This is a genomic window from Anoxybacillus pushchinoensis, from assembly GCF_900111795.1.
In the GTDB taxonomy this organism is placed as follows: domain Bacteria; phylum Bacillota; class Bacilli; order Bacillales; family Anoxybacillaceae; genus Anoxybacillus; species Anoxybacillus pushchinoensis.
The window spans coordinates 1-20338 of sequence record NZ_FOJQ01000005.1; the positions used below are offsets into that span (position 1 = coordinate 1).

A 20338-nucleotide genomic window follows, 5' to 3' on the forward strand; every position below is an offset into this window, starting at 1 on the left:
GGGCTGGAGAAGCACCCGAACGTGTCATGACATCTATAACGTAGGCTCTGTTTCAAGCCTTGGTCTGGTCAACATGGGGCTTACAAGCCCATGACTTTAGTGTCATTGGGTTGTTGACCTATTCGTTTGCAATTTTTTGCAGACGCTTTCATCATACATTGTTTTTCTTTTCTTGACAAACAAACGAAAACATTTATGATGAAAACAGAACGAATGGAAAGGGTTTTGTTTTATGCAACGAACGATCGCCTTACTTATTTTGCTTATTCCTGGATTTATCGCAGCGTTAGGAATTAAATGGATGCGCGATACAGTATTCGGCATTTTACACGCACCAATCCCATCGCTTGTCGTTCAGTTTTTGCTCGGTTTCATTTGCTTTATCGCTGGCCTCGGTTTTATCGGGGGATTTATTTTACACCGCGATCGCAAGCGAAATAAAGTACAAGCTCGCTTTCAAAAAAAGAAACGCTTCGATTCAGAGTGATCGAAGCGTTTTTTCACGTATATGTTTCGCTTTTTCAGGAAAATCAGTGAATATACCATTCACTTTATATTGAAACATGGTTTTCATCCGTTCTTCTTTATTGATTGTAAAAGGACGCACGAGCAAATCATTGGCGTGGGCCGCTTCAACAAACGATCGATCAACTGTCGGATGGTACGGATGAAGCGCTAAAGCGCGTAAAGTATGGGCGTAATTCCACGGTTGATGTAGCTTTTCCATATATAGTAGAGCTGTTTCAATGTGCGGTGCTAACGTACGGCATGTCGCCATACTTTCATGGTTAAATGAGGAAAAAATGACACGTGACGCTAAACGATATCGTTCAACGAGCTCTATCGTTTTTTCTTCTAATCGTTCATAAGGCACGAGATTGTTTTTTAATTCAATATTGATGAGCAACGAATTACCTTGTACCCACTCAAGCACTTCTTGTAGCGATGGAATCGGACAAAAACCGTATTGTTTAAATTCATAATTAGCGTTTAATTTCCGCAACTGACGATACGTCATTTGCCCAACCCATCCTGTTCCGTCTGTCGTGCGATTGACCGTTTCATCATGAATGACAACGACAACACCGTCTTTTGCAAGCTGTACGTCAAGTTCGATTCCGTCTGCTTGCACTCGCTCAGCTTCCATAAAAGATACCATTGTGTTTTCCGGATGCGTCCCTGCCGAGCCGCGATGAGCAAAAATATGCGCCATCCTTTTCCCACCTTTAAAAACGTTTTATACTTAACATATGAAAGGGGTGACACTTATGCGACCGTTACAAATTTCGTTACAAACAGCCCAAAAGCTATCTAAAGCGTTAAATATGCCGATAGAACAAATTATGCACATGCCTCAACACGTATTAATCCAAAAATTACTCGAAATCGAAAAAAACGAACAACAAAAAAGGTAGCCATCCGACTACCTTTTTTTAGCTCGCCTTATGTTCGAGTCTTAACCGATCAGCGACCATCGCGATAAACTCAGAGTTTGTCGGCTTTGCTTTTGACATGCTGACCGTATGACCAAATAAAGACGAAATCGACTCTAAATTGCCGCGACTCCATGCGACTTCAATCGCATGACGAATCGCTCGCTCTACGCGACTAGCTGTTGTGTTATATTTTTTTGCAATATCTGGATAAAGTACTTTCGTAATCGATCCGAGCAATTCCACGTCGTTATACACCATAGCAATCGCTTCACGCAAATATAAATACCCTTTAATATGTGCAGGAACACCGATTTCGTGAATGATGTTTGTAATGCTCGCATCTAAGTTTTTCGGTTTTCCGTCGCGAATTGGTGAAAGAAGCGGTGGACGCTTTAATACAGCTGGTTTTTTTCCGCATACTTGGCGCACTTGATTCACTAAATGTTCGATGTCGAACGGCTTTAAAATGAAGTAAGAAGCGCCTAGTTCAACAGCTTTTTTCGTTACATCTTCTTGACCAAACGCTGTCAACATAATTACATGAGGTAGCGGCTGTTCAATCATCCGCAATTTCTCTAGTACAGCTAACCCGTCCAAATGCGGCATAATAATATCAAGAATCAATACATCTGGATCGCGTTCGCGCAACAATTGCAAACAATCTTGTCCGTTATATGCAACACCAATAACTTCCATGTCTCCTTGACTTGTAATGTATTCCTCAAGCAAGTGCACTAATTCTCGATTATCATCTACAATACACACTTTTATTGTACTCACGAAATCCTTCCTCCCTAAAGCAATGATCTTTTGTCACATACGTGCTTAATTCGACGCCATGAACAAAAATCCTTTTTCGCTTTGCAAAATTAGTCAAATAATTTATATTTTTCATAAAACATACACGTACACTTTTTCTTTCATTTTACACTACATACTTACGTCGTGTCATGATAAAATATGACAAATTGTGTGGAAAAACAAAAAGCAAGCTAATATTAGCTCGCTTTTTGTTCGCTTTTATCGTAAATGTTAATTCCAGCTTCGTGCAACATCCACTCGATATGCACGCCATATCCAGATGTCGGATCGTTAACAAATACGTGTGTCACCGCACCAATTAATTTTCCGTCTTGAATAATTGGGCTTCCGCTCATTCCTTGAACGATACCGCCCGTTTTTTCTAACAAACGAGGATCGGTCACCTTAATAACCATTCCTTTTGTAGCAGGAAATTTCTGTGGTGTTACGCTGACGATCTCAACATCAAACGCCTCCACACGATCTTTTTCAACAACGGTCAATATTTTTGCAGGCCCCTTTTTTACATCTGTTGATAGTGCAATCGGCATTGGTTCATCAAAAATGCCATTTTGAATCGGTTTCGAGAGCTTGCCGAAAATACCAAACGGACTGTTCGTTTTAATGTCACCGATAACTTGTTTATCACTTGAAAACCTCGCTAGCTTTTCACCCGGACTACCATTTCTTCCTTTATCAATGGCTGTTACCGTTGATTTAACAATTGTTCCGTCGCGAACGACGATCGGCTTTCTCGTGTCCATATCAGAAATGACATGACCGAGTGCGCCATATATGTTTGATTTCGGATCATAAAACGTCATCGTGCCGATTCCTGCTGCTGAGTCACGAATATACAATCCGATGCGGTATGCTTCATCTTGTTTATCTTTTAACGGAGTGAGCGTCGTTTCAAACGTATGACGATCACGCGCAACAGTCAGTCGCAACGGCTTCCCTGTCTTTCCAGCTTCTTCGAGGAACGGGGACACGTCCGTCATCTTTTCGATTTTTTTCCCGTTGATGTGCGTAATCGCATCTCCAACTTGGATGCCGGCCGTTTCGCCCGGCGACTGCTTCCCTTGTTCCGTTTCGACTAGGTGATGGCCAACGACGAGAACACCAACCGTATTCAGCTTCACGCCAATCGATTGACCACCCGGAACGACTTTGAAGTCTGGCAATACTTTCACATTGACTTGTTTAATCGGAAATCCTGCCATTTGCAGTATAACATCGCTTTCTCCGACATGTTCTCCGCTAATTGCTAACTTTTCTTTTTGTTGAACATGAACTGCATTCGTTGTTACAGCTTGAACGGAGCCAAACGCAGGCACATGAGCCGTTTGCCCGTGAAATAAAACAAGTTGTTTCGGGATTTTTACATATTTTTGAAATGGCGTTGCCATACTGAGAACGATAAAAGAAACAAGGAGAAATGCACCTATTCCTTTTCTTAATTTGTCAAAATCCAAATGTCTTCACTCTCCTCGTTCCTACGTACACACCGAATCCTACACTATTTAATGTTGCCTGAAACAATCGAAATATAACCGAATGAAATGAAAAAACAATGCCAATGTTGGTATTTATGCTGTTTCATTTTTGATCTTTTTAGCTAATTGTAACAACTCATGAGCGTGCTGTTTTGTCAGTTGGGTAATTTCTACTCCCGAGATCATGCGGCTAATTTCGTTAATTTTTTCTTCTTCATTTAATGCTTCAACGGTCGTTTTCGTCCGTCCATCGACCGTTTCTTTAGCGATGAATAAATGCGTATCTGCCATCGCCGCAACTTGGGGCAAATGCGAAATGCAAAGCACTTGTGAATGACGTGCGACGCGATAAATTTTTTCTGCAATCGCTTGAGCTACTCGTCCGCTCACACCTGTATCCACTTCATCAAAAATAATGGATGTAACACCTTGATGTTTTGAGAAAATGCTTTTTAAAGCGAGCATGATGCGCGACAGTTCCCCACCTGACGCAACTTTAGCAAGCGGCTTTAACGGTTCACCAAGATTTGTCGAAATGTAAAATTCAACTTCATCTATGCCACTTGCATGCAATTTGACAGGAACCCCATCCACTAACGGATCATCGTATGCCCCTTGACGCTTGCGAAAGACGACATCAAATGTCGTCTTTTCCATGTATAAATCTTTCAGCTCTTGATGAATATTATCAATGAGCTGCTTAGCATATTGCATGCGCAACTCGCTAATATGCTTCGCTTCAACTAACAAATCGGCAGTAATCGACTGAAGTTCAGCTTGCAATTTATGAATATGATCGTCGCGATGTTGAATGGTTTCAATTTCTTCTTCCACTTTTGCCGCATATTCTAAAATATCGCGCACTGTTTTACCGTACTTGCGTTTTAAATGGTTAATCTCATTTAAACGGCTTTCGATTTCATCAAGTCGAAGCGGATCATATTCTAGCCCGTCTAACTGCCCACGTAGTTGATGAGCAACTTCTTCCAATAAGTAATAACAGTTCGATACGACTTCTTGCGCTTGTTTCAGCGATACGTCTAAGTCGCTAACATGATCTAAATGGTTCATCGCCAAACCGATCCAATCAAGTCCGCGTTGTTCCCCGTAAAGCGCCTCATAACTGCTTTGCAGCGCTCCATATATTTTTTGGAAGTTAACGATTTTACGTCTCTCTTCCATTAGCTGTTCATCTTCATCTGGCTGTAGCTGCGCTTTTTGAATTTCATCTAGCTGAAATGTTAACAAATCTAACCGATGAGCCATTTGTTGCTCATTTTCGTTCAACTTCTGCAACTGGCGTTTCACCCGCTCGTACGCCGCATACAATGCTCCATACTCTTCCAACGCCTCTCGGATACGTTCTCCGCCATATTCATCTAATAATCGTAAATGTTTACTCTCATCGAGCAGTTCTTGATGTTCATGTTGTCCGTGAATGTCAACAAGTGTTGCACCGACTTCACGTAACGTTGCAATCGTTACTAACTTTCCGTTAATGCGACAAATACTTTTCCCACTCTCTGTAATTTCACGCCGAAGCACAATCATGCCGTCGCTTATATCGATGCCAAGTTCAGCGCATTTGTTGTAGCACGGATGGTCGTCTTGTTCAAGCAGAAAAAGTCCTTCAATTTCTGCTTTCGCCTCCCCATATCGAACAAACTCTGCTGAACCGCGCCCACCGATCAATAAATGAATAGCGTCAATAATAATTGATTTCCCCGCCCCTGTTTCTCCTGTTAAAACGGTTAATCCTTTTTCGAATGAGAGCGATAGCGATTCAATAATGGCAAAATTTTTAATAGATAACTCTGCTAACATGTTCGACTCACACCTTTATTACAGCATGTCCAATAATCGTTTCGAAATGACTTCTGTATCTTCGGGCGTGCGACAAATAATTAAACACGTATCATCTCCACAAATCGTTCCAACAATTTCATTCCATTCTAAATGGTCAAGCAACACTCCGATAGCATGCGCATTGCCCGGCAACGTTTTCATCACAAGCAAATGACCAGCCCCGTCAATTTTTACGAATGCATCCATCAGTGCTCGCTTCAATTTTTGTAGCGGATTAAACCGTTGATCCGCCGGTAAGCTATATTTATATCGGCCATCCATCATCGGAACTTTCACTAAATGAAGTTCTTTAATATCTCGGGATACAGTCGCCTGTGTCACGTTAAATCCTTCTTTTCGCAACATATCAACAAGCTCATCTTGCGTTTCAATATCATGATTGGAAATAATTTCACGAATTTTAATATGACGCTGTCCTTTATTCAACGAAAACACCTCTCTCGTTTGTATAACATTTGCATATTTATACTTCTATGTTACCGAACGATTCATGGACAAACAAGAGGGAATAACCGTCTGTTATTCCCCTGCATATTCTTTATTTTCTTTTAGTTCAGCATGCGCCACCTGAACAACTTCTTCCGGAGAAACAGTTAAACAATTTTCTCCTTTTTCTTTTCCTTCCCAACGTAAATGAAGTAAAAACTCAATGTTTCCATCGCCGCCTGTAATAGGGGAATGCGTGAGCCCCATCACGTCGTATCCTTCTTGTTGAGCGAATGCGATGATCGTTTCAAGCACTTGTACGTGAACGCGCGCATCACGAACGATGCCCTTTTTCCCAACTAAATCTTTTCCTGCTTCAAACTGTGGTTTGACTAACGCAACGACATCGCTATGAGGCACTAAAATCGTCTTTAACACCGGGAGAATAAGCTTCAAAGAAATAAACGATACATCGATCGTCGCGAAATTTGGTAAACCGACGTGGAAATCGCTCGGTGTCACGTAGCGAAAGTTCGTCCGCTCCATCACAACAACCCGCTCATCTTGTCGCAATTTCCACGCCAATTGATTGTAGCCAACATCAAGAGCGTACGACAACTTCACTCCATTTTGCAGCGCACAGTCCGTGAATCCACCCGTTGATGCGCCAATATCAATCATCATTTTATCCTTTACTTGAAGCGAAAATGCACGTAACGCCTTTTCTAATTTCAGTCCCCCTCGACTGACATATGGCAACGCATTTCCTTTTACCGTAAGCGGAATGTCAACGGGGACTTTTTCCCCCGGCTTGTCAAGCCGCATTTCGTTTGAATAAACGAGCCCAGCCATAATCGTCCGCTTTGCTTTTTCGCGCGTTTCAGCCAACCCGCGTTCTACAAGTAGTACATCTAAACGTTCTTTCTTCCCTTTCATCTCTCATGCCCTTTTTCTTTTTTTCGGAGTTAATAAACAAATGCGCTCCATCACATGTTCTGTCGTCAACCCAATTTCTTTTAAAAGTTGCGACACATTCCCGTGCTCAATAAAACGATCCGGAATGCCCATTCGATCAATGACTGCTCCATGGTAGCTGTGATCATGGGCAAATTCAAGCACAGCGCTTCCAAACCCACCTTGAAGCACAGCTTCTTCAATTGTAAGTAGCGGCATATTTCTTTTCAGCAATGTATGCAACATATGTTCATCAAGCGGCTTAATAAAGCGAGCATTGACCACTTGCACAGAAATGCCTTCATGCGCAAGACGTTCGGCTGCTTGAAGCGCCATCGGAATCGTCGTACCAAACGTTAAAATAGCGACATCCGTTCCTTCACGCAACACTTCCCACGTGCCGATTGGGATAGTTTTCAATTGCTCATCCATCGGGACGCCAAGACCGTTGCCGCGCGGAAAACGCATCGCAATCGGTCCCGCATCGTATTGAATCGCTGTATATACCATATGCTGCCCTTCATTTTCATCTTTCGGCATCATTAATACGATGTTTGGAATGTGGCGCAAAAATGCGATGTCAAACACTCCTTGATGCGTTTCGCCATCAGCCCCAACAAGCCCTGCACGGTCAATACCGAGAAATACGTTTAAGTTTTGGCGACAAATATCGTGAACAACTTGGTCATACGCCCGCTGTAAAAACGTTGAATAAATCGCTAAAAACGGCTTCATTCCTTGCGTCGCTAAACCAGCAGCCATCGTTGCCGCATGTTGCTCTGCAATTCCAACGTCATACATGCGCTCAGGAAATTCGCTAGCAAACCCTTCGAGCTTCGATCCAACCGGCATTGCAGGGGTAATCGCAACGATGCGGCGATCTTCGCGCGCCAGCTTACGAACGGTTTCACTAACAAGTGCACTCCACGATGGAGCAGATGGCTTCGATTGAATGAAATCTCCCGTCTCAATTTTATAAGGTCCTGTGCCATGCCACGTTCCGACTTTATCGTTTTCTGCTGGGTGATATCCTTTTCCTTTTTTCGTTATCACATGAACGAGAACAGGACCTTTCGCCTTTTTTGCATAATGTAAGTTGTCAAACAAATCTTCAAAGTTATGACCGTCCACCGGCCCAAAGTACGTAAACCCTAGCTCTTCAAAAAATACACCTGAAACAAGCAAATACTTAATGCTATCTTTGACTCGTTCTGCTGTTGCAGCGAGCTTTCCACCGACAGCTGGGATTTTCTTTAATAACATCTCTAGTTCATCTTTTACCCAATGGTATTTCCCGGCTGTTCGCAACCGCCCAAGTACATTATGCAATGCACCAACGTTTGGGGCAATCGACATTTCATTGTCGTTTAAAATGACGATCATATCTTTTTTCTCATGGCCGATATGGTTTAACGCTTCCAATGCCATTCCACCTGTAAGCGCACCATCTCCAATGATTGGAACAATATGTTCATTCGTTCCTTTTAAATCGCGTGCAATGGCCATTCCCATCGCAGCCGACAATGATGTCGAACTATGTCCTGTCTCCCATACATCATGTTCGCTTTCACTTCGTTTTGGGAAGCCACATAATCCTTTATATTGACGCAACGTATCGAATTGATTCGCCCGACCGGTTAAAATTTTATGCACGTACGATTGATGGCCGACATCCCAAATGAGCTTGTCTTTCGGGCTGTCGAATACTTTATGAAGCGCAATCGTCAATTCAACAACACCGAGGTTCGGACCAATATGTCCTCCTGTTTTTGATAATTTTTCAATAAGAAACTGTCTAATTTGTTCACTTAATTGAATTAACTGTTCATTCGACATTCGTTTTAAAAATTTCGGGTTTTGAATCGCTTCAAGATCCAATGCGACCACTCTCTTTCATATAGGTTAAACAACTGATATAATACAGGTTTTTTGTAGTTTTAATTATACAGGCAAACATGTTTACACGCAAAAAAGAGCCGCTTACACAAACGTGTGAACGGCTAACATTTCTTTTCCACTATACCACATGTTGTTTATTCCCTCAATGATATTAATGATCGCGCGTTTCAATGAGGTCGCAAATGTAATGTAACAGCGACGCGTCGATTTCTGTTTGCTCAAGAAGTGTGCGCGCCTCCGTCATATGATCGCGTAGTTTACGCTTTGCTCCGTCAAGCGTCAACAGCGCTGGATAAGTCGATTTATCATTTTCGACATCGCTTCCTATTTTTTTCCCGATTTTTTGTTCTTCTCCTTCAATGTCTAATATGTCATCGCGAATTTGAAACGCCAATCCGAGATAATCGGCAAAGGCCGTTAACAACGTTAATTGTTGTTCCGTTGCCCCACCTAGTATTGCACCTGCTCGAATGCTGTATTGCAACAGCTTTCCTGTCTTATGACGATGAATATATTCCAATTGTTGCAAGCTAATCGTTTTCCCTTCCCCTTCTAAATCAGCGACTTGCCCACCAACCATTCCTTCAGGTCCAGCCGCTTTCGCCAACTCCGAAATGAGTCGAACTTTGACATCGGGCGAAGTGTTTTTATCATCTGCTATCACTTGAAAAGCATACGTGAGCAACGCATCGCCTGCTAAAATCGCATTCGCTTCCCCGAACACTTTATGATTCGTCGGTTTGCCGCGCCGTAAATCGTCGTTATCCATGCTCGGCAAATCATCATGAATGAGCGAGTACGTATGAATCATTTCGAGCGCACAGGCAACGGAAATGCCGATGTCCATAGGTTTACGAAATGCGTGTAACGTGGCAAGCAACAAAAGGGGACGAATGCGCTTTCCCCCTGCTTGCAATGAATACAACATCGCTTCTTTTATTGTTTCAGGTGCTTGCAACGGCTCAATATATGCCGTGAGCTGTTGTTCAATTTGCGTTTTATATTGTCGCAATAGCGATTGTATTTTCAACTTTTACTCCTCCTGCACCATAAACGGTTCAAGTTGCCCATCTTCTTTCAAAATGAATTCCATTTGCTTTTCCACTTGCTGTAGTTTATCGTGACAAAACTTCGATAATTTCATACCTTCTTGAAAGAAGTGGATCGCTTCTTCCAACGGAACGTCCCCTTCTTCGAGCTTTTGTACAATTTCTTCGAGCTTGTTCATCGCTTCTTCAAACGTCATATATTCCCCTCCTCAATATTCGAAACAACGCAATGTGCCCGTCCGTCTTGAAAACGAATGTGAATACGGTCCCCTTCTTTCAATTGTTGTACCGTCTTAATGAGCGTTTGTTGCTCATCGTAAGCTAAACTATATCCGCGTTCCATAATTTTTAGCGGACTGAGCGCGTCAAGTTTCGCTAGTTTTGTAGTGAGCAACCATGCTTTTTGTTTCATCACATCGTTCATGTTACGAACAATGGTATGCTCTAGCGTACGCAAGCGATCCGCGGCTTTTTCGATTCTTGACTGCGGATGATGGGCAAACAACGTCAACTGTACTTGTTGAAGTTGATTCCCTTTTTGCTTTAACATATCGTTCATTTGTCGACGCAGGCGGTCGACGAGCGTATCGAGCTGTTGCTCTTTTTGTTCATAAAGTCGTTTCGGATAGCGAAACGCATACGATGAACGCAACGATTGAAGCCGTTTTTGTTCCGCATTTAACCGTTCTTTCGTCGCTCGAATAAGGCGAGCTTGCTGTTCGGACACACGCGAGAGCAAATCAGCTATATGTGGAACAGCAAGCTCAGCTGCTCCGGTTGGCGTCGGTGCACGCAAATCAGCAACAAAATCAGCGATCGTATAATCCGTCTCATGTCCAACAGCAGAAATAATCGGAATACGAGAAGCAAAAATTGCCCGCGCCACGATTTCTTCATTGAACGCCCAGAGTTCCTCAATCGATCCCCCACCACGTCCGACGATAAGCACATCAATGTTCCCCATTTCATTCGCTTTTTGAATCGATTGAACAATTGATATCGGAGCTTGTTCACCTTGAACGAGCGTTGGGAATAAAATAACTTTCGCTAACGGATAACGCCGTCGAATCGTCGTTAAAATATCGCGGATGGCTGCTCCCGTCGGCGATGTAACAACGCCAATATGTTGTGGGAATTTCGGGATCGGCTTTTTATGCGCCTCGGCAAATAATCCTTCTTGTTCCAATTTCTTTTTTAGCTGCTCATACGCTAAGTAAAGCGCACCAATGCCATCCGGCTGCATTTCTTTTACGTATACTTGATACGCGCCGCCCGGTTCGTATACAGAAATTTCGCCGCGCACAAGTACAGTCATCCCATTCTCCGGTTTAAACGTTAATTGACGATTATACCCGGCAAACATGACAGCTTGAATGCGCGCTTGTTCGTCTTTTAAAGTAAAGTACATGTGCCCACGCGAGTGGTATGTAAAGTTCGAGATTTCCCCTTTAATCCATAAATCTTGTAAATGTGGGTCGACTTCAAATTTTCGCTTAATATATTTCGTTAACGCCGCAACCGTTACATACTTCATTTGTGCCACAGAAAAAACCTCGCTTATTGGTGTTGTTCACGAGCTGCTTGAATCGTGTTGTTTAACAGCATCGTAATGGTCATCGGCCCAACTCCTTTTGGCACAGGAGTAATATAGCTAGCTACTTCTTTTACATCATCAAAATCGACATCTCCGCATAACTTTCCATTTTCTAATCGATTAACACCAACGTCGATGACAATTGCTCCTTCTTTCACATGTTGAGACGTAATGAGCTTCGGCTTTCCGACAGCAACGATTAAAATATCGGCTTGGCTCGTAATCGCTGCTAAATCGTTTGTGCGTGAATGGCAATATGTCACTGTCGCATGTTCGCGCAAAAACAGTTGTCCGACCGGTTTACCGACAATATTGCTTCGTCCGACAACAACAACATGTTTTCCTGCAATGTCAACTTGCAAAGATTGAACCATATATAAAATACCATACGGTGTGCAAGGTAAAAACGTCCGTTGTCCCGTCATCATTCGTCCAATGTTTAACGGATGAAAACCGTCAACATCTTTCTCAGGCGCAATCGTCTCAATGACGTGCAATTCATCAATTTGTTTTGGTAGCGGCAATTGTACTAAAATACCGTGTACCGAGCGATCTTCATTTAAACGAGCAATTTGCTCTAGCAAAAACGACTCACATATGTCAGCTGGAAACGTAAGTAAAATCGAGCGAATCCCAATTTCTTCACATGCTTTTTGTTTCGCTTTCACATACGATTGAGAAGCAGGATGATCTCCGACAAGAATGACGGATAATGTCGGCTCAATGCCTGCTTGTTTTAACTTTTCCACTTCTTTTGCTAATTGCGCTCGCTTTTCTTTCGCTAATTCAAAACCGCTAACGATCTGTGCTGCCATAAACCCTTCTCCCCCTTATTTGTTTAAGACAATGCTTCTTTTATTTTTGCAAGTACGCCGTTAATAAAGCGACTTGATTTTTCATCACCAAACACTTTTGCTAATTCAATAGCTTCATCCATACTTACACTTAACGGGATGTCATCCATATATTTCATTTCGAATACAGCCATTCGTAAAATGGAACGATCAACGTTTGCAACGCGTTCTAACGTCCATTTTTCTAAATGTTGACGCAATAAGTCATCAATTTCTTTTTGATGTTCAACGACACCTAGAACGAGCATTTCCATAAATGGATCCGTTTCTGCTTCAACGACGTTTGCAATTGCTGCATGTGGATCAATGCCTCCAACGTCAATTTGAAACAATGCTTGCAACGCTTTTTCTCTTGCTGTATGCCGTTTCATGACCAAAACCCTTTCTAATTATATTGTCGAAAATCATATCATGATCATACCATATTTCGATAAAAGAAAACACTCATACAACGAGAAAGGGCGATCTCCTAAACGAGATTGCCCTTTTTCTTTACTCGACTTCCGCCTCCACTTTTGGTGTTTCAAACTGAACACCGACGACATGAACGTTCACTTCAGCTGTCTCTAATCCTGTCATCGTCAGCAATGCTTGCCGAACGTTTTCTTGAATTTTTTGTGAGACAGTTGGGATCGATACTCCAAAATTCATCACACAATAAATATCGATGATGATGCCACGATCTGTTAAGTCGACCTTTACACCTTTTCCGTGATTTTTTTTACCTAATTTTTCAACGACACCTGCCGCAAAGTTGCCGCGCATTTGTGCAACCCCTTCAATTTCAGAAGCTGCAATACCAGCGATGACTTCAATCACCTCCGGCGCAATCTCTACTCTACCTAAGCTGTTATGTCCATTTTCCATTTCTAATACATGCTCAGACATAACGAATCCCCTCCTTTATCGTTTAAGAGCTCATTACATCGTATGTTTCTAAAAACTTTGTATTAAAGTTTCCTTCAACAAATTTTTCATGTTCAAGCAATTTTAAATGAAACGGAATCGTCGTATGAACTCCCTCGATGACAAATTCACTTAAGGCACGCTTCATCCGAGCGATCGCTTCCTCGCGCGTCGGCGCATGAACGATAAGCTTTGCGATCATCGAATCGTAATATGGCGGAATCGTATAGCCTGGATAAGCCGCAGAATCGACACGCACACCAAACCCACCCGGCGGCAAATACATCTGTATTTTTCCTGCTGATGGCATAAAGTTTTTCGAAGGGTTTTCGGCATTAATGCGACATTCAATCGACCAACCGTTGAAAGTAACGTCTTCTTGCTTCAACGATAGTTTTTCGCCTGATGCGACGCGAATTTGCTCTTTAATTAAATCAACGCCTGTCACCATTTCTGTTACAGGATGCTCAACTTGAATGCGCGTGTTCATCTCCATAAAATAAAACTGTCGGTTGCGATAATCGTAAATAAATTCCACCGTCCCTGCCCCTGTGTACTGAACAGCTTGTGCTGCTTTCACCGCTGCTTCTCCCATTTGCTGACGCATCTGTTCATCGAGCACAGGAGATGGAGTTTCTTCTAACAGCTTTTGTAAACGGCGTTGAATCGTACAATCGCGCTCGCCGAGATGAATGACGTTTCCGTATGTGTCTGCGAGCACTTGAATTTCCACATGTCGAAAATCTTCAATATACTTTTCGATATATACGCCTGGATTTCCGAACGCAGTTGCTGCTTCTTGTTGCGTGATCGTAATTCCTTTTATAAGCTCTTGTTCATTTCGAGCGACACGAATACCTTTTCCGCCACCACCTGCTGTTGCCTTAATAATAACAGGATACCCGATTTCATTCGCTAGTGCAATCGCTTCATCGACGCTTTCGATAATTCCTTGTGATCCAGGAACGATCGGTACCCCAGCTTGCCTCATCGTTTCGCGTGCAACATCCTTTGTCCCCATTTTTGTAATCGCTTCCGGACTCGGTCCGACAAATGTGATGTTACATTCTCTACATAGCTCAGCAAAATCAGCATTTTCAGCTAAAAATCCATATCCTGGATGAATCGCGTCGCATTGAGTTAACGTCGCTACGCTCATGATGTTTGTGAAGTTTAAGTAGCTATCTTTAGACGTTTTCGGACCGATACAATATGCTTCGTCCGCCAATTGTACATGAAGCGCCTCACGATCGGCTTCCGAAAATACGGCGACCGTCTCGATGCCAAGCTCTTTGCACGCCCGAATGATCCGAACTGCAATTTCTCCACGGTTGGCAATTAACAATTTTTTTATCATGACTATCGCTCCTTTATTCAGGCTTCACAAGGAATAAAGGTTGTCCATACTCGACGAGCTGGCCGTTTTTCACAAGCACTTCTACAATTTCCCCGTCCACTTCCGCTTCAATTTCGTTAAATAATTTCATCGCCTCAACGATACATACAATCGTACCTTTCTTCACTTTGTCGCCGACTTTCACGTACGGTGCTGCATCTGGTGATGGCGCCGCATAAAACGTACCGACCATCGGCGACGTAATAGTATGTAAATTTTCTGTCGAAACAGCCGGCTTTTCTTGCTTCACTTCCTCTTTCACTTCTACTTTTTCGACAACTGGTGTTGGTTGTTGAACAACAGCTGCCGGCGGCACGTCTACTTTCGGTGGAGCAACGACGACTTGTTCAGCTGCTCCAGCTTTTTTCATTTTAATTTTGGAGCCATCGTGCTCGTATACAAACTCCACAATGTTTGACTCGTTTACTAATCGGATTAATTCGCGAATTTCTTGAATTTTCAACATCGACTTACACCCCTCGCCCCATCATTTGTAGAAAAGATTATACAATACCATGATACGACACACCTTTTCCATTATTCAATAAAATGATAAGAAAATGTTAGAAAATTTATATCTAGTCATAAAAACAATTATTATTATATAGTATTATAAAATCGGTTTTCAACCGAAAAAAAAATAACCGGGTATCCGGTTATTTTTGGAATCGCACAGCTACGTCTTGTACGCGGCCGAGTTCGCTTTGAACGAGCTGAATGATTTCATTCGCTGCCTTTTTCGAATGTTCTTTTGCTTTTACAGTAATATGCACTTGGTTTTCATGGACGCGAACGAGTGCGTCATCGTATCCTTTTGATTTAATTAACGTTTCGAGCACAGCTTCTTTTTCTGCAACATTCGATAGCTGTTGCAACTGATCAATTGCTTTACTTTTTTCCTCAGCGGAGACGTTATTGGAAGCGACAATAGCATTCAAATCTTGGCGCAATTTGCTTCGCTCATCTTCAATTTCTAGACGAAGGGCTGTAAATAAATCGTCGCTTGCTATGTTGCTTTGCTCAACGGTAATTTCTGCTTCGGTTGCTGTTTCTCCCTTCATCGCTTCATCCGTCGGCTTTAAATCTGTTTCTCCTTTCATCGCTTCATCCGTCGGCTTTAAATCTGTTTCTTCTGATTTTTGTTCAAACGCTACTTGCTCTGTAAGCTGTGGACTCGTGACATAGTACACCGATAGCACGACAACTAAACTAAACATCGTTAATAACCAAACGGTTTGCTTTTTCAACATATGTGTTCCCCCTTATTTTTTTGGTAAAACAGCAACGCGATGGCTCGGAACGTTTAACGTTCTCGTCACCGCTTCTACAATCCATTTTTTCACTTGCACTTGATCGGCTCCTTTAGCAACGACAAGCACCCCACGAATTTCGGGTTTTTTCGTTTGTAAAATAAGCGGCTTTTCTTCGTCTCCTTTGCGCACAATGACGATTTTTTCATCTGTTGCCACATCTTCAATTTGACGCTTCCCGCCTTCTTTATCTTCTTCCATCGTTCGCTTTTTCTGAACGGTAGCATTTTTTTCAAGTACGTTTTGTTCTGTAGCATCGACATTCACGATTACTTTCACTTCGCCTACTCCAACAATGGCTTCAAGCGCTTCCTTTAATTGCTGTTCATACCGTTCTTCGTAATCTGCAATTTGTTTTAGTTTTTTCTCTTCATCGGTTTGACGAAATACTGTTTCAGCTCGTTCCTGCGGCACTTCTTTTGACGATGGAAATTTGAACACGTTGCCAAATAGCATAAAGGACAAGCCAACTACTAAAGTAAGCGCGATGAGGCCGTTTTTTTCAATCCATTGTTTCAACCCTCCTTACTCCCTCCTCTCGAGATGAACTGTAATCATTTGCGGATCAACTTCCCACATGTTTGCTAAAAAGCGAGCGATGTCATCATGTCGATCTGTTGGTGGCGTCGTCGATTGAATGCGAATCGGCTTTACGACAGAAGCTGCTTCCTCGGCTAACTCAACCGTAATTGACTCAATCGGAGGTGGATTTTGTTCCGACTCCCCGATCGTGAATGAAATGTCTGTAACGATTAAACCATATGTGCGCATCAACTCCTCAGCCGCTATGTTTTTCAGCTGGACAGCCATTTGTTCTAAAATATATGCACGTTGTGAGGCTTGTATTTCTTTTTTCTTTTTTTCTATGTCATTTTCAAACGTTTCGTTTGGTTGTTGCTGAATGGAAGCAAGCCACGTATCTACGTCTCCGTGAAATAACCGAAAAAGCGGGGAAAACAAGATGAAAATAAATAACAAACCGACGACCATTTTGACATACTTTTGGAATGAACCGTTTGGCAAAATAAGTTCTATGACGACAGCAAGCAAAATAAATGTAATGATGTGCGAAATCCATTCAGTCAATAGTCCCACAGTCTCATTCTCCTCTCAACGAACCATCATCGTTAAATTTCCTGCCGCAATGATAACGGTCATACTTAAGAAAAACATAAGTGATACGATCATGAGCGCCACGAGCACATACATGATGCTTTTACTCATCACGCTCAAGCAGGAAATGACAATGCCTCCACCTAACGGTTGTAATATCGCTGCAGCTAGTTGATAAATAAGAGCGATGACTAAAATTTTGATCGCTGGAAACGCTGCGATAAGAAGCAGCAACACAACACCAAACAAACCGACTGTATTTTTTAACAAGATAGAAGCTGTTACGACTGTGTCTGCCGCATCGGTAAACATTCGTCCGATAATAGGTATAAAGTTTCCTGTCACAAATTTTGCTGCCCGTATAGCAACCCCGTCGGCAATTGCTGTCGTAGTACCTTTAACAGACAGAACGCCAAAAAAAATGGTAAGCATCATACCGAGTGAACCGATGCTAATGTTGCGCAACAAATCTGCCAATTTGGTCGCTTTATAATGTTCACTTAATAAACTGACGATGCTTAAAATTGTCGCTAAAAACAAAAGTGGTAACGAAAAATGTTCAATTATCATTCCTGTCATATTCATAAAAAACAAGACGATCGGATGAAAAAAAGCTACAGATACAATGCCACCTGACGACGCCATAAGCGCAAGTAAAATGGGCAAAAGAGCGATCATAAAACTTGTCATCGTTTGAATAGCTTCTTTTGCATATGTCACGGCAACATGAAAACTATTTAACGCGATAATCATAAGTACCATATAAACAACTGCATGTGCGACTTTGCTGACGGCATGATGTGAAAAAGCGTTTTGTAGCGACTGTAAAAACAGGCTAAACACCGTTAATAAAATAAGCGTGCCAAGCAATTTTCCATTCGCCATAAGCTCGTACAATAAAAATTTGATAAACGCTCGCAACCATTCGCTTAGCGACAGCTCTTTCTCCCCATTTATAAACTGCCAAAAAGAACCTTTTTGACTTTCTGGCAACAATCCTCCATACTGTTGGACAATATGGTCCCAATATTGTTTAATCGACTCTACACCCGCTTGTTCCGCTTGTTGTTTCACTAGCTCATTCGTCGTTGGTGATGCTTGTACAATACAAGGCAAGAAAAAAAAGAGAAAGAAAAATAAAATTGGAGCGCGCCTCATGTCATCACCCCTTCATCGGAAGAAAACTTAAAATCGTTTCAATGAGAGCAGTCAAAATCGGAATGGCCATCGCTAAAATTAAAATTTTTCCACCAAGTTCAATTTTCCCAGCAATCGCCCCTTGTCCGGCATCTTTTGAAATTTGTGCGCCAAATTCAGCAATGTAAGCGATACCGATAATTTTTAAAATCGTCTCGACGTATACGGTTTGAACGCGCGCTTCGTTTGCTAACGTCTGAACCATACGAAAAATATCTTGAATGCGATCAAGTAAAAATAAAAAAATAACAGTCCCGACAAATACGGTCAACAAAAGAGAAATGTTCGATTTATGTTCGTTTAAAATCGTTACTAAAAACGTCGCAATTAATCCAAGCCCGACAATTTGTAAAATATCAATGGGTATTCCCTCCTAACTTTGAAACAAAAAAACCGATTTAATTTTTTGAAATAAATCTTGAACGATCGAAATGACTAAAAACAAAATGTAAATAAAACCTAATAATGTCACCCATTGAGCATATTCCTTTTTTCCGAATCCTTCTAAAATCGTATGCAACAGCGCAACGACTATGCCTACTCCAGCGATGCGGAAAATTAAATCGACGTCAACACCCATTTTGAATGTCCTCCTCTATATGAGTAAAAGCACGATGAGAATGCCCGTTAATACGCCTAAACTTTTCATCATTTTTTCGTAGCGTTGTTGTTGTTCAATCGCATCTCCTTCTTCTCTCTCTAAATGAACCATCGTTAAACGAATATAATTTTGTTGGATTTCATGATCGTATTGTCCGAGCGTCTCGCCAAACTGTTTCATAATTTCGAGTTCGCCTTCTTTCAATGCAGTCATTTTCCATACTTCCTGTAAACTTTCTTCCCATGCTTGACGGGCGCTCATCATTCCTTCTTGTAACTTTTGTGCAAACGTTTCAAATAACCATGACAGCGGTCGTGATAGTTGTTGTGAAAGCCGTACAGCCGCTTCCGTTAACGGCGTATGTCCGTACATAATTTCCGCCTCAAGCGATTGCAACGCCATTTTTAATTGGCGTAATTGCCTTGTACGCTCACGCAAAAGGCGGGACGCTTCAAACCCTGACCATGTTGTCGCTAATATAATGCACACAGCTCCGATCCATTTCATTTACATCACGCTCATCTTTCGGTATATATCGCGCCCGCTACGATCGCGAATCGCTTGAATCGTTCCGGGGAGACCGACATTTGTTAATTCCACAAAGCGCTCAAACACAGCTTGTTCCATAATCGGGCGCAATGACGGGCGCTTCATTATATCGTCTATATGTCGACCGTGCGCTGTCATAAATAAGCCCACTCCTGCATGAACCGCTTCTAAAATCGCGATACAATCTGCTTCGCTCCCAATTTCATCAACAACAAGAACGTCCGGGCTCATGGAACGAATCATCATCATCATCCCCTCTGCCTTTGGACACGCATCGAGCACATCGATGCGATAACCGAATGTAAATTGTGGAATGCCTTTGACACAACCAGCAATTTCTGAACGTTCATCGACGATACCGACTTTTCTCGGGGCAATATGCTTCTCTGTTACCCCTGTGCTGATGATCCGAGCAATATCGCGCAGTAATGTTGTTTTTCCTGTTTGTGGAGCGCCAATGATGATCGTATTAAGCCATCGACGATCATACAAATAAGGAAGAAGGGGGGAAGCGATACCAATCTGTTGCCGAGCTATGCGAATGTTAAACGACGTCACTTGCCGAATCGCCTTAACTTTTCCACCGTCTGTAATCACTTTTCCAGCTAAACCGACCCGGTGTCCGCCTTGAATGGTAATGTACCCTTTTTTTAGTTCTTCTTCGATCGCATAAAGAGAGTATTGGCTTAATTTATTCAATAGTTCAATCCCTTCTCCCATTTGTACGACATGTGGGCATATGTACGACCTCCCGCTCGCGATAATTTCAAGCGGTCGATGAATACGGATACGAATTTCCTCGATCGTGTTAATCTGCACAGCAACTGGCAACAGTTGGATCGCATCAACGAGCGCCTTAGGCAACATATCGAACACTACTTTCATCCTCTC

General features: G+C 42.3%; 25 protein-coding genes. 2 read left to right on the forward strand and 23 right to left on the reverse strand.

The genetic code is table 11. The features are described 5' to 3' along the window. The first annotated feature begins 232 nt into the window (after positions 1–232). Entirely contained in the window at positions 233–487 is a 255-nt protein-coding gene (locus BM213_RS02450; RefSeq protein ID WP_091700544.1) for a DUF2627 domain-containing protein, read from the forward strand. Here the strand turns inward: BM213_RS02450 and BM213_RS02455 are convergent. After that, positions 479–1213 carry a glycerophosphodiester phosphodiesterase gene (locus BM213_RS02455; protein WP_091700546.1) on the reverse strand — a complete coding sequence of 245 codons (735 nt, stop codon included), beginning with the start codon at positions 1211–1213 and terminating at the stop codon, positions 479–481. The two genes, BM213_RS02450 and BM213_RS02455, sit on opposite strands and share 9 nt — an antisense overlap. A gap of 55 nt (positions 1214–1268) precedes the next feature. On the opposite strand from BM213_RS02455, the gene BM213_RS02460 reads away from it, so the two are divergent. Next, positions 1269–1415, forward strand: coding sequence for a YycC family protein (locus tag BM213_RS02460; RefSeq protein WP_003394152.1), 147 nt, complete (start codon positions 1269–1271; stop codon positions 1413–1415). 18 nt (positions 1416–1433) lie between these two features. Here BM213_RS02460 and spo0A read toward each other — a convergent pair whose 3' ends face one another. From spo0A to spoIIIAA, 22 genes are all read right to left on the reverse strand, one after another. Next, positions 1434–2216 carry a sporulation transcription factor Spo0A gene (gene spo0A / locus BM213_RS02465; RefSeq protein WP_091700547.1) on the reverse strand — a complete coding sequence of 261 codons (783 nt, stop codon included), beginning with the start codon at positions 2214–2216 and terminating at the stop codon, positions 1434–1436. Positions 2217–2434: 218 nt separating this feature from the next. Beyond that, complete coding sequence (spoIVB, locus tag BM213_RS02470) at positions 2435–3712, reverse strand: SpoIVB peptidase (protein ID WP_091700549.1); 1278 nt, start codon at positions 3710–3712, stop codon at positions 2435–2437. A 114-nt stretch (positions 3713–3826) separates the two neighbouring features. After that, positions 3827–5557 (reverse strand): DNA repair protein RecN, encoded by a 1731-nt coding sequence (gene recN, locus BM213_RS02475; RefSeq protein ID WP_091700551.1) that lies wholly within the window; start codon positions 5555–5557, stop codon positions 3827–3829. An 18-nt stretch (positions 5558–5575) separates the two neighbouring features. Continuing rightward, on the reverse strand, positions 5576–6025 hold the full coding sequence (gene ahrC / locus BM213_RS02480) for a transcriptional regulator AhrC/ArgR (RefSeq protein ID WP_003394146.1): 450 nt from the start codon (positions 6023–6025) through the stop codon (positions 5576–5578). 93 nt (positions 6026–6118) lie between these two features. Further along, the gene (locus BM213_RS02485) at positions 6119–6961 is read right to left on the reverse strand and encodes a TlyA family RNA methyltransferase (protein WP_091700553.1); all 843 of its coding nucleotides are present in this window, start codon (positions 6959–6961) and stop codon (positions 6119–6121) included. A gap of 3 nt (positions 6962–6964) precedes the next feature. Next, positions 6965–8857, reverse strand: a complete 1893-nt coding sequence (gene dxs / locus BM213_RS02490) for a 1-deoxy-D-xylulose-5-phosphate synthase (protein WP_091700555.1) — start codon at positions 8855–8857, stop codon at positions 6965–6967. A 172-nt stretch (positions 8858–9029) separates the two neighbouring features. Further along, positions 9030–9902, reverse strand: coding sequence for a polyprenyl synthetase family protein (locus BM213_RS02495; protein ID WP_091700702.1), 873 nt, complete (start codon positions 9900–9902; stop codon positions 9030–9032). A 9-nt stretch (positions 9903–9911) separates the two neighbouring features. Further along, positions 9912–10124 (reverse strand): exodeoxyribonuclease VII small subunit, encoded by a 213-nt coding sequence (locus BM213_RS02500; protein WP_003394142.1) that lies wholly within the window; start codon positions 10122–10124, stop codon positions 9912–9914. After that, positions 10121–11461, reverse strand: a complete 1341-nt coding sequence (xseA, locus tag BM213_RS02505; protein WP_208601854.1) for an exodeoxyribonuclease VII large subunit — start codon at positions 11459–11461, stop codon at positions 10121–10123. The genes BM213_RS02500 and xseA overlap by 4 nt, the downstream gene beginning before the upstream one ends. 23 nt (positions 11462–11484) lie before the next feature. Beyond that, the gene (gene folD, locus BM213_RS02510) at positions 11485–12336 is read right to left on the reverse strand and encodes a bifunctional methylenetetrahydrofolate dehydrogenase/methenyltetrahydrofolate cyclohydrolase FolD (protein ID WP_091700559.1); all 852 of its coding nucleotides are present in this window, start codon (positions 12334–12336) and stop codon (positions 11485–11487) included. A gap of 23 nt (positions 12337–12359) precedes the next feature. Beyond that, the gene (gene nusB, locus BM213_RS02515) at positions 12360–12746 is read right to left on the reverse strand and encodes a transcription antitermination factor NusB (RefSeq protein WP_091700561.1); all 387 of its coding nucleotides are present in this window, start codon (positions 12744–12746) and stop codon (positions 12360–12362) included. A 121-nt stretch (positions 12747–12867) separates the two neighbouring features. Further along, complete coding sequence (locus BM213_RS02520; protein ID WP_003394137.1) at positions 12868–13263, reverse strand: Asp23/Gls24 family envelope stress response protein; 396 nt, start codon at positions 13261–13263, stop codon at positions 12868–12870. Positions 13264–13285: 22 nt separating this feature from the next. Beyond that, positions 13286–14638: an acetyl-CoA carboxylase biotin carboxylase subunit gene (accC, locus tag BM213_RS02525; RefSeq protein WP_091700563.1), complete on the reverse strand. Its 1353-nt coding sequence runs from the start codon at positions 14636–14638 to the stop codon at positions 13286–13288. A 13-nt stretch (positions 14639–14651) separates the two neighbouring features. Then, positions 14652–15143, reverse strand: coding sequence for an acetyl-CoA carboxylase biotin carboxyl carrier protein (gene accB, locus BM213_RS02530; RefSeq protein WP_091700565.1), 492 nt, complete (start codon positions 15141–15143; stop codon positions 14652–14654). Between the two features lie 190 nt (positions 15144–15333). Next, the gene (locus tag BM213_RS02535) at positions 15334–15927 is read right to left on the reverse strand and encodes a SpoIIIAH-like family protein (RefSeq protein WP_091700567.1); all 594 of its coding nucleotides are present in this window, start codon (positions 15925–15927) and stop codon (positions 15334–15336) included. A 12-nt stretch (positions 15928–15939) separates the two neighbouring features. Beyond that, complete coding sequence (gene spoIIIAG, locus BM213_RS02540; protein WP_091700569.1) at positions 15940–16506, reverse strand: stage III sporulation protein AG; 567 nt, start codon at positions 16504–16506, stop codon at positions 15940–15942. Between the two features lie 6 nt (positions 16507–16512). Next, complete coding sequence (spoIIIAF, locus tag BM213_RS02545; protein ID WP_003394123.1) at positions 16513–17082, reverse strand: stage III sporulation protein AF; 570 nt, start codon at positions 17080–17082, stop codon at positions 16513–16515. 15 nt (positions 17083–17097) lie between these two features. Beyond that, the gene (spoIIIAE, locus tag BM213_RS02550) at positions 17098–18258 is read right to left on the reverse strand and encodes a stage III sporulation protein AE (protein WP_091700571.1); all 1161 of its coding nucleotides are present in this window, start codon (positions 18256–18258) and stop codon (positions 17098–17100) included. A 4-nt stretch (positions 18259–18262) separates the two neighbouring features. Next, entirely contained in the window at positions 18263–18664 is a 402-nt protein-coding gene (gene spoIIIAD / locus BM213_RS02555; RefSeq protein WP_171335196.1) for a stage III sporulation protein AD, read from the reverse strand. 6 nt (positions 18665–18670) lie between these two features. Further along, a complete protein-coding gene (gene spoIIIAC / locus BM213_RS02560; protein WP_003394116.1) occupies positions 18671–18877 on the reverse strand; it encodes a stage III sporulation protein AC in 207 nt (68 codons plus the stop codon). Between the two features lie 15 nt (positions 18878–18892). Beyond that, positions 18893–19405: a stage III sporulation protein SpoIIIAB gene (spoIIIAB, locus tag BM213_RS02565; RefSeq protein WP_091700573.1), complete on the reverse strand. Its 513-nt coding sequence runs from the start codon at positions 19403–19405 to the stop codon at positions 18893–18895. Further along, positions 19406–20332, reverse strand: a complete 927-nt coding sequence (gene spoIIIAA, locus BM213_RS02570; protein WP_091700575.1) for a stage III sporulation protein AA — start codon at positions 20330–20332, stop codon at positions 19406–19408. Positions 20333–20338: the final 6 nt, after the last annotated feature.